Annotated in this window: 15 protein-coding genes; 3 read left to right on the top strand and 12 right to left on the bottom strand. The window is 41.7% G+C overall.

All coding sequences use genetic code 11. From position 1 onward, the window contains the following. Positions 1-6: 6 nt before the first annotated feature. The 5 genes from NSU16_RS10615 to cgeC all read right to left on the bottom strand — a co-directional run bounded on the left by NSU16_RS10615 (position 7) and on the right by cgeC (position 4,097). Complete coding sequence (locus NSU16_RS10615) at positions 7-1,329, bottom strand: aspartate aminotransferase family protein (RefSeq protein ID WP_339190783.1); 1,323 nt, start codon at positions 1,327-1,329, stop codon at positions 7-9. A gap of 133 nt (positions 1,330-1,462) precedes the next feature. After that, on the bottom strand, positions 1,463-1,579 hold the full coding sequence (locus NSU16_RS10620; protein WP_010334627.1) for a YjcZ family sporulation protein: 117 nt from the start codon (positions 1,577-1,579) through the stop codon (positions 1,463-1,465). A 79-nt stretch (positions 1,580-1,658) separates the two neighbouring features. Beyond that, the gene (locus NSU16_RS10625; protein ID WP_339190785.1) at positions 1,659-2,438 is read right to left on the bottom strand and encodes a GNAT family N-acetyltransferase; all 780 of its coding nucleotides are present in this window, start codon (positions 2,436-2,438) and stop codon (positions 1,659-1,661) included. A 28-nt stretch (positions 2,439-2,466) separates the two neighbouring features. Further along, a complete protein-coding gene (locus tag NSU16_RS10630; RefSeq protein ID WP_339190788.1) occupies positions 2,467-3,747 on the bottom strand; it encodes a glycosyltransferase family 2 protein in 1,281 nt (426 codons plus the stop codon). A gap of 65 nt (positions 3,748-3,812) precedes the next feature. Then, positions 3,813-4,097, bottom strand: coding sequence for a spore maturation protein CgeC (gene cgeC / locus NSU16_RS10635; RefSeq protein ID WP_326227183.1), 285 nt, complete (start codon positions 4,095-4,097; stop codon positions 3,813-3,815). A 208-nt stretch (positions 4,098-4,305) separates the two neighbouring features. On the opposite strand from cgeC, the gene cgeA reads away from it, so the two are divergent. Both cgeA and NSU16_RS10645 read left to right on the top strand, forming a co-directional pair. After that, the gene (cgeA, locus tag NSU16_RS10640; RefSeq protein ID WP_268450826.1) at positions 4,306-4,707 is read left to right on the top strand and encodes a spore crust protein CgeA; all 402 of its coding nucleotides are present in this window, start codon (positions 4,306-4,308) and stop codon (positions 4,705-4,707) included. 6 nt (positions 4,708-4,713) lie between these two features. Beyond that, on the top strand, positions 4,714-5,667 hold the full coding sequence (locus NSU16_RS10645; protein ID WP_339190793.1) for a DUF3880 domain-containing protein: 954 nt from the start codon (positions 4,714-4,716) through the stop codon (positions 5,665-5,667). Positions 5,668-5,736: 69 nt separating this feature from the next. Here the strand turns inward: NSU16_RS10645 and NSU16_RS10650 are convergent, their stop codons facing one another. From NSU16_RS10650 to msrA, 3 genes are all read right to left on the bottom strand, one after another. Continuing rightward, a complete protein-coding gene (locus tag NSU16_RS10650; protein WP_326192626.1) occupies positions 5,737-6,885 on the bottom strand; it encodes a phytase in 1,149 nt (382 codons plus the stop codon). A 590-nt stretch (positions 6,886-7,475) separates the two neighbouring features. After that, positions 7,476-7,910: a peptide-methionine (R)-S-oxide reductase MsrB gene (gene msrB, locus NSU16_RS10655; RefSeq protein ID WP_029441326.1), complete on the bottom strand. Its 435-nt coding sequence runs from the start codon at positions 7,908-7,910 to the stop codon at positions 7,476-7,478. Further along, positions 7,911-8,444 (bottom strand): peptide-methionine (S)-S-oxide reductase MsrA, encoded by a 534-nt coding sequence (gene msrA / locus NSU16_RS10660; RefSeq protein ID WP_010334636.1) that lies wholly within the window; start codon positions 8,442-8,444, stop codon positions 7,911-7,913. It abuts the gene before it with no gap. 133 nt (positions 8,445-8,577) lie between these two features. Between msrA and NSU16_RS10665 the strand changes: the two genes are divergently transcribed. Further along, the gene (locus NSU16_RS10665) at positions 8,578-9,003 is read left to right on the top strand and encodes a MarR family transcriptional regulator (protein WP_024121778.1); all 426 of its coding nucleotides are present in this window, start codon (positions 8,578-8,580) and stop codon (positions 9,001-9,003) included. A gap of 51 nt (positions 9,004-9,054) precedes the next feature. Here NSU16_RS10665 and NSU16_RS10670 read toward each other — a convergent pair whose 3' ends face one another. The 4 genes from NSU16_RS10670 to NSU16_RS10685 form a co-directional block, all read right to left on the bottom strand. Next, positions 9,055-10,392 (bottom strand): MATE family efflux transporter, encoded by a 1,338-nt coding sequence (locus tag NSU16_RS10670; RefSeq protein WP_268446022.1) that lies wholly within the window; start codon positions 10,390-10,392, stop codon positions 9,055-9,057. A 72-nt stretch (positions 10,393-10,464) separates the two neighbouring features. Beyond that, a complete protein-coding gene (gene ypmT / locus NSU16_RS10675; RefSeq protein WP_010334639.1) occupies positions 10,465-10,659 on the bottom strand; it encodes a protein YpmT in 195 nt (64 codons plus the stop codon). 11 nt (positions 10,660-10,670) lie between these two features. Then, the gene (locus tag NSU16_RS10680; protein ID WP_010334640.1) at positions 10,671-11,234 is read right to left on the bottom strand and encodes a YpmS family protein; all 564 of its coding nucleotides are present in this window, start codon (positions 11,232-11,234) and stop codon (positions 10,671-10,673) included. 9 nt (positions 11,235-11,243) lie between these two features. After that, a complete protein-coding gene (locus NSU16_RS10685) occupies positions 11,244-12,011 on the bottom strand; it encodes an SGNH/GDSL hydrolase family protein (protein ID WP_010334641.1) in 768 nt (255 codons plus the stop codon). Positions 12,012-12,036: the final 25 nt, after the last annotated feature.

Genomic DNA, 12,036 nt, shown 5'->3' on the forward strand with positions numbered 1-12,036 from the left:
CCCTTTTCAGTTTTTTTCAACTTCTGCAACTGTTTCCGAAAAAGTTGATATAAGCTCTTCCATCTCTTCGTCTGATATTGTGAATGGAGGAGCGATGATTACGGCATCTCCTTCCCCGCTGTCGATTCCAGCCTTGGCAGGATAGATAATGAGCCCGCGTTTTTTTGCTTCGCTGATGATACGCTGGGTCATCGACCGTTCTTGCGGAAACACTCGCTTTGTCTTTTTATCAGCCACAAATTCAACGCCTAAAAGCAGTCCTTTGCCGCGGACATCCCCAATGATGCCGCTCCGATGCATCATCGCTTCAAGTTTCTTTTTCAGCTTGAATCCCTTTTCTTCAGACTGTTTGATCAAGCCGTGTCTGATAACATAACGCAAAACCTCAAGAGCGGCTTTGGCTGAATAGGGATGAGCACTGTAGGTGTGACCGCTCATAATAACACCCGATCCTTGTTTTATCGTTCGGAGGATCGTATCAGACACAACTGCAGCTGCAATAGGCGCATACCCGGCACCGAGTCCCTTTCCAAGCACAGCGATATCAGGAACGGTATGCCAATGTTCTGTCGCAAGCATCCTTCCAGTTCTCCCGAGTCCTGTCATCACTTCATCCGCAATAAACAGCACACCGTGTGAGCGGCACACCTCTTTCAATCTCTCATAATATCCAGAAGGAGGAGTAATCGCTGCTCCCGCGGCTCCAATAATAGGTTCTGCCACAAAGCCCGCAATAAACTGACTTCCGATTCTTTTTATAGCGGTTTCCAGCTCCTCCGCGGCCGTTTGAACAAAATCTTTTTTTGCCTCTTGATTCAGCCGATATATATTCGGGGCTGAGAGAGCGGGATAACGCTCAAGCAAATGTGTGAACCGGTACCTTCGTTCATAAAATCCCGATAATGAAAGCGCTCCCAAAGTTATTCCGTGGTAACTGCTCCATCTTGAGAGAAAGATGGATTTCTGTGTCTGCTTTTTTTCCTGCCAATATTGAATGGCGATTTTCATTGCCGTTTCTATGGCTTCTGATCCGCTATTGACAAAAAAAGACCAATTCAATTCTCCCGGCAGCTGCTCGGACAGTAAAGCAGCTAATTGCTCGGCCGGCTCACTCGTAAACTGCGAGCGATAAGCAAAAGATACCTTATCAAGCTGTTCTTTCAGCTGCTCAGTTACTTCATCTATCCCGTGGCCGATATTGCATGTCACCGCACCAGATGAGCCGTCAAGATATTTTTTTCCGTTCTGATCATACACATATGTGCCCTTTGCATGACTGACAACCGGATATTCCGCACTAAGCTCTGGCTTAATTAAATAACTGCTCATGCTTCCACCTCAAAAACACCTTTTCTATATTGTATGAGTGTTTAAATAGCGGCATGACGTTCCCTATAAAACTTTTTCGCACAAAAAAAAGAGCCCTTCCGAATTCCGAAAGGCCCTTATGATATGTCATCTTCTAGCAAATAAAAGCGGCTCCGACAATAATTAATAAAATGAACAAGACAACAATCAATACAAATGTATTTGTCCCGCAGCCAAATCCTCCGTAACCGTACCCCTGATATCCATGCATATTGTTTTTCATCCTTTCTTATCACGATATACGGCATTGTATGCGGGCCAAGTCCCAAACGGACTGTGCAAATGCCCATCTATGTAAGGAAATAATGAAAAACAGTGTGCACCCGCTCATATTTTTGAAACTTGAGCTTTTCATAAAAATGAGTGACGCCGTCAGAATTTGAGGCCACTAAATAAGCCTCGTCCATTCCTAAAGATTTGGCAATGGACAGCATCTCACCCACAAGAATACTGCCGTAGCCCCTTCTTTGAAACTGATCCAAAATCGCCACCTCTTCAATTTTAGCCGTTTTCTCTTGCGAATCAATAAAAAGTTCCCCGCAGCCAATCGGAATGTTCTGTGATGAATCGCTGTAACAAACGACAAGCAAAATCGTACCCGCTTTGTAAAAAGGATATTTTCTTACTAATTTTTGTTCTGCAATTGCCTCTCCTATATAAAGCGAGTCATAAATTTTCATGATAGAAGAACCGTCACTAAGACTCTTTGCCGTCCCCCATGCCGTGAAAGGATGTCCCGTCTGTCCCTTCCAGTCTCCAAGCTTCATACTGTATAACAGCTCATCTTCAACCACAAAACCGCTTTTCACAAGCGACTGCTTCAAAACGAGCGGAAAAACATGCTGAGGAGACGCTTTTAAATGGATATAATTCGCATCAAGCAGCTTCGGTATGAACGGCAAAAAGTCCGGTATACGCTCCAATGGAAACGTATCATGAAGCTGTACAAAATTATGAGAAAAAATTTGCGGCAGATTGGGATCTTTATATACACTGTAATGATCAAACAACTTCGATTCAGACGTTAACGATAGATATTGATGCTCCGTTTTTGAAAAATATCCTGTCATGAATATCTCCTTTTTATGACCTATACATTTACTCGATTGCAATATTTAAATTCTTTATAATCTCATCGTACACCGGATAAAACGGCTTTCCAATTGGAAATTGTTGAATATTCCGGAAAGAAGCGGGTATTGGTTTCTGCCGTAAAAAGAATTTCCTCACCACTTGCTCGCTGATTGGATGAAAAACACCATGTAGAAATAGAAACCGCTCTCGTTCTATAAAAAACAGCCTTCGTCCAGGCGGATTGGCGATCACCCCAGATCTCTCCCGCGTGATAGGCGGCCCTTCCGGCAGACTCTCGAGCACTTCTTTTTCAATCGTCAAAATATCTTTTCTTTTAAATTGATAAAATTGAAAAGCATGCTGACTTTCTATCCGTCTTTTTTTTCCGGCGTCAATGTAAAATACTGCAGGCCGGTCAGCTTCTTTTACCAAAACATAATTCGGAATGTTTAAACATTTTCCCATATGATATTGAAATAAATACGGATCTGGGATAATAACAGTCCGATCTAGATACACTGAACGCCATCTCTCTCCCACAGGATGCCGTACACCTTGATCAAGAAAATACACATGTTGATCAGATCCTTTTACAAACGTGCCGTCAATCAAATCGGCGGGCAGAAACTGATAAGCGTTTTGAAAGGAATTCGGGGTCTTATACGTTGTATCTAATACTTCATTTATCGGCAGGAACGGGGCAAATGTGTTTACTCTTAGCCAAAAAATTGAGTCGCCGTGATTCCAATGCTTCATATCATCGTCCCAATAGCTGCCATATTTATCTTTGATTCGATCAAGCAGCAATCGGCGATGCATAACAGAGCAATGGTCGACTTGAAAAGCGGCCTGATCAAGCACCGTATTGGCATTTCTGTAAAAATGGGACATTTCCTCTCCTCTTTCGTTTACATGAACAACTTTTTGTTTGGAATAGACTGCCTGTGCTTCAGGATGACACAAAAATGTCTGCACCATACGGCTCAGCCGATTTGGATGATAAACGGTATCATCGGTGAGATAAGAAATATAGTCGCCGGTTGCATACGGTAGTGCGTCATTAATTAGTGTGGCATAACGGGTTGTTTTTAATCGATGTTGAGGATGGACGAAGCTGTTTTTATAGTGAATGCGGTGGTCATGAAGGTACTTGTGAATCACCGCAGTCGTTTCCTCATTTGAATGGTCATCCATGACAAAAAGCTCCCAATTGCTATGAGTTTGATTGATGACACTTTCAATCGCCTTTTGCAGATAATCAGGTTTGTTATAACTCGTTAAAATAATGGAAACTTTGTCCCCCATCTCTCCAAGCCTCCTATTGTCACACATGAAAACGGCTCCGCAGCAAGCAGAGCCTCTGTCATCATTTAAAAAGAACCCCAGCTTACAATACTTGAGAGGGCAACATTTGATCTCGTTTGATGGTTCTGAAAAATCACCAAATCACCCTTAACTTCTTTAACGATAACATTTTGAAGCGTATCTCCATTGATCAGATTAACTCTTGAAACCGGCACACCAAGCTCTTTAGCAAATACGAGCTGGCGTCTGAGATCAGATGGATTTCCGTCTGAAGCTGTTTGACGTATAAGCAGAATCAAATGCCATTCGTCGTCATTTTCTTCTCGGTTCGCTTTGTTTTCTAACTCCAAACAATCCCTCTCATTTATCCTTATGCTCTGTTTCACAATATGAACATGCTGTCAATTGCGGTATAGGCATTGTCCATCCATAGATAAAAATCAGCATTTTCCTTAAATATATGAAAAATAGCTCAGCTACGGCATTCGACTCATACCAATTGCCAATCAAAAGAATATGATTAAACGTGAGTTCAATAATTTATAGGAGGTGTGTGTGTTGAGCAGTGAAAATGCGCAGTTAAAAAAGGATATTATTAAAAGCCTTTTAAGCCCTTTATTTACAAATGCAACAGAAGGAGGAGAAAACGTGAATAATAACCTTAAAGAATTACTTGAAGCCGCTATTGATAATAAAGTGGACGAAAGCGAAACGGTTACTGCCGAATCTGTTTTAGATCCTTCCCTGCCTGCAAGATGGATTTTTGCCAGAATTACACCTGGCACTACCATCAGCATTGTGACAGATTCCGGTGACATGATCGGTCCGGTTGTCTTTGTTGCTTTTGATCAAGTTCACGGCATCGTATTTGTCACACAGGAAAGCTCTGTAACTCCGCCAGGTCAAGCGACAACATTGATTGATGTAGATAAAGTAGAAAGCGTTACATTCTTCTCATAACCTCTGATGAAAGTTTTATATATCCAGTCGGGATATGGAGGAATATACAGTTATTTTGACTGCTGGGCTGAAGATTGCTTTCAGCGCGCTCAGACAGAATTCATGTCTGCAGATACACCAGACACAGAAGCGCTGTCAAGCATTGAAACGTTTCAGCCGGACTTCGCACTCATGATGGTTGGAGATCACGTTCCTCACGACTGGCTGACCTGGTTAAAGGGTAAGGGTATCCCCGTATATGTTTGGCTGACAGAAGACCCATTTTATATTGATATCAGTCTTCAGGTGATAAAATACGCTGACGCGGTTTTAACAATTGATCAAAATGCTGCTCTCTGTTATCAGGAGCTTGGTTATCAGCATATCTACTATGTTCCGATTCCTGTTAATCATCGGCTGTTTAAAAAAATGGACACCGAACATTCCTTTCATTCACAATTGCTTATCATCGGCTATCCTTACCCTAATCGGGTTCAGCTTGTGAAAGAAGCGGCAAATCTCCCGTACACCGTTCGGGTCATCGGAAAGGAATGGAGAAAATACCTGCCTAAAAAAGTACTCAAACAGCCGCATATAGATGTAGTCAGCACATGGGTTCCGCCTGAACAGGCGGTTCATTATTATAACGGGGCAGACATCGTGATCAATCCACATCGGCCGTATCATTTTACGTTCAACAAAAATAAAAGCCGCATTAAAAATGCAAGCTTTAATAACCGCACCTTTGATATCGCTGCATGCGAAGCATTTCAACTAGTGGATCTCCCCGCGGCACATCCTTTTTCATCCTTTATTTCTTATCACAGCATCGACGACTTTAAGGAAAAAGCCGTTTTCTATATCAATCATCCTGAGGAACGAGACAAAGCTGCGGCGTTAAATTATAAAGAGACGGTTCCTGCTCATACATTTGATGAGCTTCCCGAAAAACTGAAAGCCATTCATCTGGCGCTTTCTTGAAAAATCGTTCATTTCATATGAACGATTTTTTCGTGAACATAAAAAAGCAGCCGAAAATAGGCTGCTTCTTTAATCATCAGATCTGTCCTTCAGCTGTCTTGGATTCACCTGTTTATTCAGGTCAGGTTTTCCGCCAAGATGCTGAGAAATCTGTTCCCATGATACAATTTTGAAATTTTGATTGACAGCTTGTCCATTTTCTATATTTTCTCCGTCCTGCGCTACAAAAATGCCATACGGATATTTTGGCCCCAGCCCGAAACCAAGAACATCAATACCGTCAGTATCACTCGTCCCGTCTATTTTCTCGCCATCCTTAATTTCAAAATTGGCAATATACCGATTGCCTCCCTGCCTTTCATACATCGCATAGCTGTTATTGCCTTGACTTGAGGCGATGAGATAACCTTTTCCGTCCGGCGCATAATAGATGGCCAGTCCCTCAATATCAGCTGTCAAATGCTTTCCATCAGCACGATCAATGACTTTGCCCTGCGATCCTCCAGATGGTTCAGCATTAAATTTCCAAATTGCTGTGTCTTCCTCCGCTATATAGAGATTTCCGTACTCATCATCTGCGACGAGACCTTCAGTTTGAGAATTTAATTTGAATTGCCGCACTTTTTTCCCTGTTACATATCCCTTTCCATTGTCGGCCATTTCATATTGCTCGAACTCTCCTTGTTTTCCCGACACCAACGCATAAAATGCCCCTGTTTTTTGGCTGTGATACAGGCTGAAACCGTAAACCTCAGACATATCAGTGGAAATGGGATGTTTCGGATCTGTGATGCTTTTCAATTCACCTTTTTCCCCATCAATGGCGTAAACTTCAATCGAATTTTTTCCTTCTGTCCGGTTTGAAGCAGCGACAATGTCAATCTGTTTGCCGTTGAGGGGAAAATCATAGCGCAGATCGACATTATTCAGCTTGCCAAACTCGTAAGAATTGATCTGTTTGCCATCCAAATCATACACGACTAACCCGGACTTCTTGTTTGTCGTTATCAATTTGCTTTTTTCCGGATGCTTTGCATCAACCCAAATGGACGGATCATCTGCAGCGTCATCTCCGGAAGCAACCGGCTCAGTCTCTCCCTTTGCCGTCACTTTGAAATGATTCACTTCACCAGCATGATGAGCCGATACCGAATTTGCAGATAGGCTAAGCAATAAACATGTAGCAGCACTAAACAGAATGGTTTTTGGACACTTCATTTTTCAGCCCCCTTATTTAAACCTTCTTTCTTATTGTAAAATATACGAAGTTGGTGAATAGTGAGACAATTGAACCTTTTTTACGTAATGTTTCTGACTCAAAAGAACGCTTTTTTATATCGGCGTGAGAAGATGAAATGGGACCTGCTTATAAGGCGCGAAAATAGAGAATAAGAATATTTAGTACACTGTTTATTTAGTTTAGATTAAGCCCATCTCTTCATTTTTCTTAAAAATTCCCTGCATTTTGTCTTATTGGATGCTTTCATTAACTCGATTAAAAAGTTGAACCTATGATGAATGGTAGAGATAAGAATATAAACCAGAAGTTTTAGCCACTGGCGGAGCGGGATCAATCGGAAGTCAAATTGTCAAACATCTTTTGCTGCTTATACCTTGTATTCAGCAAAGACGACTGTAAACAGTATGGTAAGGAGCCAAAAGTATGCGGAGGATCGGCGGCTTTCAATTGTACTGGGAGATGTTATTACAAAAGACAGAGCTGCCCAAATTATTAAAGATCTGCATATAGAAAAAAGGCATAAAACAAGCCTGTCTATCGATTAGACAGGCTTGTTTTTGCTTGCATTTTATTTGTCAAATAGGTGCTGATAGTTTTCATATCCCTCTTCTTTGAGCTTATCCTTAGGAATAAACCGCAGCGCCGCAGAATTGATGCAGTAACGAAGTCCGCTTGGCCCAGGTCCGTCATTAAATACATGTCCCAGATGGGAATCGGCTGTTCGGCTTCTGACTTCTGTTCGAATCATTCCGTGGCTCGTATCCTGTTTTTCTTCCACTTCTTCTTCCTCAATCGGCTTAGTAAAGCTTGGCCAGCCGCAATGGGAATCAAATTTATCCTTGGAAGTAAACAAAGGTTTTCCTGACACTATGTCAACATAAAGCCCTTCTTCCTTATGATCCCAATACTCATTTTGAAACGGCGGCTCCGTTCCGTTATTTTGTGTGACCTCGTATTGCATACGGTTTAATGATTTTATTCTTTCTTCTTTATTTAGCGTCATTTATTTCGCCCCCCAATGCTCACTGATAAATCCAGCTCTTCCGGAGCCTGTCCGGTAACGCTGATAATGCCCTGGATTCTTTTTATAAAAATGCTGATGGTAATCTTCCGCTTCATAGAATGGTTCAGCCTTTAAAATGTCTGTCACGATAGGATCTTTAAAAATGCCGCTTTCCGACAGCCGCTGTTTTGATGCTTCGGCAAGCTCCTTTTGTTTTTCAGTATGATAAAAAATCGCTGCACGGTAAGAGCTGCCGCGATCAGCGAACTGGCCGCCTGCATCTGTCGGATCAATTTGCTGCCAGAACAGCTCTAATAGCTTTTCATAAGGGAATACATCAGGCTCAAACGTGATTTGTACGGCTTCACGATGCCCTGTTGTTTCGCTGCATACTTCTTCATAGGTAGGGTTTTCAGTATGGCCGCCTGTATACCCGGACACCACTTTTTCGATTCCCGGCTGTTCGTCAAAAGGTTTGACCATACACCAAAAACAGCCGCCTGCAAATGTGGCGAGTTCTTTTTTTTCAGACATACTGGTGCCTCCTTTGTTAATACGTGGTATTATTATATTATAGCATGTAAAAATAGAATGAAAATGATTCTGCTTTTCAATAAAATTCTATAGGTTTTGAGTATTAGCAATTATGTAATGGGGGTTCACAAATTTGAAAGTAAGAACACAAATGATGTATGATATGGAAACTTTACTCCGTAAAGTTTTTAAACAAATACGCAATGAAATCAATGACATTCTAGATAAAGAGCTGTCGCGGAATGAATTTACCATTTTGCGCATTTTAAGTGAACAGGGACCTAAAAAAGTGACTGAATTTGCGCCCATTTTGGAAGTATCAGCAAGCCACATTACAGCAGTGACTGACGCGCTTGTAGAAAAGGAATGGATCACGAGAATCAGATCGAAGGAAGATCGGCGGATCATCCGCATCCACATCACTGAAGCAGGTGAAAAAATCGTTCAGCATTTCAATGAGAAAAAAACTGAATATTTCTTTAAACGCTTTGATTGTTATACTGATACTGAACTTGCCACATTAATCGAGCTTTTCAGCAAACTTGATAAAAAACGGTAAAAAAAAGCACATACCCTCTATCAGGGTATGTGCTTTTCGAAGCGCCCTTTCTTATCTATCAGTAAACAATTTCATCGTTTTCCAGCGGCCGTATCTGTAGTACAAAAACGCCACACAGCTGCTGAATAAGAAACTCATACCGATTCCGAGACCGATCCCTTTCTGTCCAAGCCAAGCTGAAAACAGGGCCGTGAAAGGATATCTCAAAACCCAGAAAGAAATTAAATTTAAAATCAAGACCTGCAACATGGCCCCAGCGGCTCTGACAATTCCGTTCAGCACAAAATTAATACCGATAAACGGATAGAAAAACGCAATCCACCGCAAATATTGTTCACCAAACGCTACCGCGTCAGGCTCACTAATAAATAACCTCATTAAGTATTTTCCCAATATCCAAATGATAATAGCAATGACGAGCATGAATGAAATAACAGATATCACCCCAAGCTTCGCAATCGATTCCACTCTTTTATAGTTTCCGAGTCCGATATTCTGCCCAGCCATGCTGTTGACCGCCGTACCGGCCGCCATAGCCGGAAGTGTGATGATGCTGTCCAGCCGCTGCACCGCGCCAAATCCAGAGACCACATGTTCTCCATATGAGTTGACGACACTCATGATCGCCATCATTCCACCTGTAATTACCATCATCTGCAGACCGGCGGGAATACCGAGTTTCAGAATCAATGCAGTCTCTTCCCACTTAGGAGCTCTTGGCATAGAAAACGGAACTAGCTGATGTTTGATGACATAAAACAAACCATATAGAAACGCAATCCCCTGTGACAAAACAGTTGAATAAGCTGCTCCCGCAATCCCCATGCGGAAAACAGAAATAAAGAGCGGTGCCAGCACAGCATTCAGCACAACGGCAAAAGCGATGAACCTTAACGGTGTTTTGCTGTCACCAAGTGCCCGAAGAACCGTACTGATAAAGTTATAACCAAACAAAAACAGTATGCCGATAAATTGAATCTGTAAATAGATCTCGGCAAGCGGAATCATGGATTCTGGCGTTTGCAGAAGACGCAGCAATGGTTCTGACAAGAAAAAACCGGCTGCGCCGAACCCGATGCTTAAGCCTGTCAATAAAACGACAAAGGCATTGATGTACGACGCCATTCCTTTCTCATCATCTTTTCCTTTTTGCTGAGACAAAATGGTTAAGGTCGCATTATTAAGTCCCAAAATAAAAGACAGCACGGTTAATACAATCGTGCTTGATACCGCGGCCGCGCCAAGCGCTTTTGCCCCCAGCAAATTGCCGACCCATAAACTGTCTATGAATTGAAAAGAAACCTGCAGAGCATTTCCCAGCATAATAGGCATCGAAAATAGGATGAGCTGCCTCAGTACGTTTCCCTTCGTAAAATCGTATGCTTTCATTTCTTCTCCTTGTTCTCTTATATTTTCGTCCAGCCGCATGAAAAAAGAGACGATGTAGCATGTCTCTTTTTTTCACGATTTATCGGCTTTTTTTCGGTCTTTCATGCCAAATGTAAACACCATCACACTCAGAAACAATGCGCAGTACGAAATGTTCAAGTACATTTGATCCATATCTTCAGCGGCCAGATGATGATAAGCAAGCCAGCCGAAGTAAAGGGAAAACGTAAATGATAACAAACTGAAATACTGGTAAATCCGCTTCATTTCAGTCACCTCTATTGTTTAGGATGGTAATAGGAAAATTCAATTTCATCTTGTTCTAAATTAATTTTATTTGCTTTAACATACATCCCGTTCGTTAATGGCATTTCAGACAGACGGACCTCAATGCTTTTATCGCCAGGATGAACATGCACAAAGGATGGAAGTTCATAGAAGCTGTCCATATAATTTAACACAAAGCTAATAGGAATACTCAATTTCCCTAAGGAAAATTTCGTTACATTCAGCTCGACATCGCCATTCTTTTTCACGGTCGGCTCAAATGCGATAAACGCGTCAATTGACGTGGAAAATGCTTTGATTTTCCCCGCTACATGGACATCGTCACCAATATCCACTTTGTAATCAAGCTTGTTTGACGCTTTCTCGTTTAAATATGAGTTGACAAAAGCAGCTAAAGATTCTTTTGTGCTGGTCACTTGAAATCCGTACTCGCTTTTAGAGGTATCCTCTACCTGAGCTTGCTTGCCCGGCAGCATGAGCAGCGTCACAAACCCTACTGCTAATACAATATTGATTGCAAGCAATATAAAAAACAGTCGTTTCCAGTTATTCATGATTTCACCCTACTCTTTCGGTAATCCTTCTTTTTCAATTGCTTGATAGACCCGTTTGGCTATTAAGGAATAACCCGTTCCATTAGGATGAAAATCATCTTCCTCAGAAATTCGTTTACTGTCACTTTTTTGATTGAACAAGTCTTCTATATTAATGATTTTTGCATGTTTATCTTTTTTCAGCTCTTTTTTAGCAATGTTGTTCCAATCTGTGACTACCCCGTTAATTTCCTGTAATTCAGATAGAGTAAATGTAAACGGATTATACATGCTGACATAAATCAGTTCTGCGTGATTATTCAGCGCCCGGATCTCTGAAATGATTTTTTTAAAACGCTTTTCGTACGGCTTTTCCTCTTCCTGGAACGGTTCGACGGTTAATTGCAGGAAGTTTTGGCGAAGGACCTTCATCAGATCATTACCGCCAATTGTTAAAAAGACATAATCTGCATCTTTTATGCCTTTTTGAACGTTTTTATCTTTTAGTTTCTCTAACAAATCTTCCGTACGATTCCCTTTGACGGCATAATTTTTAACGTCTACCTTTTTGACTTGCTCATTTGACCGGATAGAGTCCGCCACCTTGCCAACATATCCCTTGCCCTCGGGATCTCCGACACCTTCTGTAAGCGAATCTCCGACAGCGGCAATGACAATGTGCTCTTTCGTTTTCAGTTCATGGGCTTTTTGTTTTCCCTCAGATGCTGTACGTAAGCTAGTACACGCAGTAAGAAGCAAAATCAAACTGGCCATGAGTGCAAAAATGCGCAGTTTCAATCTTGTTGCTCCTCCCCATTCTACT

This window comes from Bacillus sp. FSL K6-1003, assembly GCF_037964945.1.
Classification (GTDB): domain Bacteria; phylum Bacillota; class Bacilli; order Bacillales; family Bacillaceae; genus Bacillus; species Bacillus mojavensis.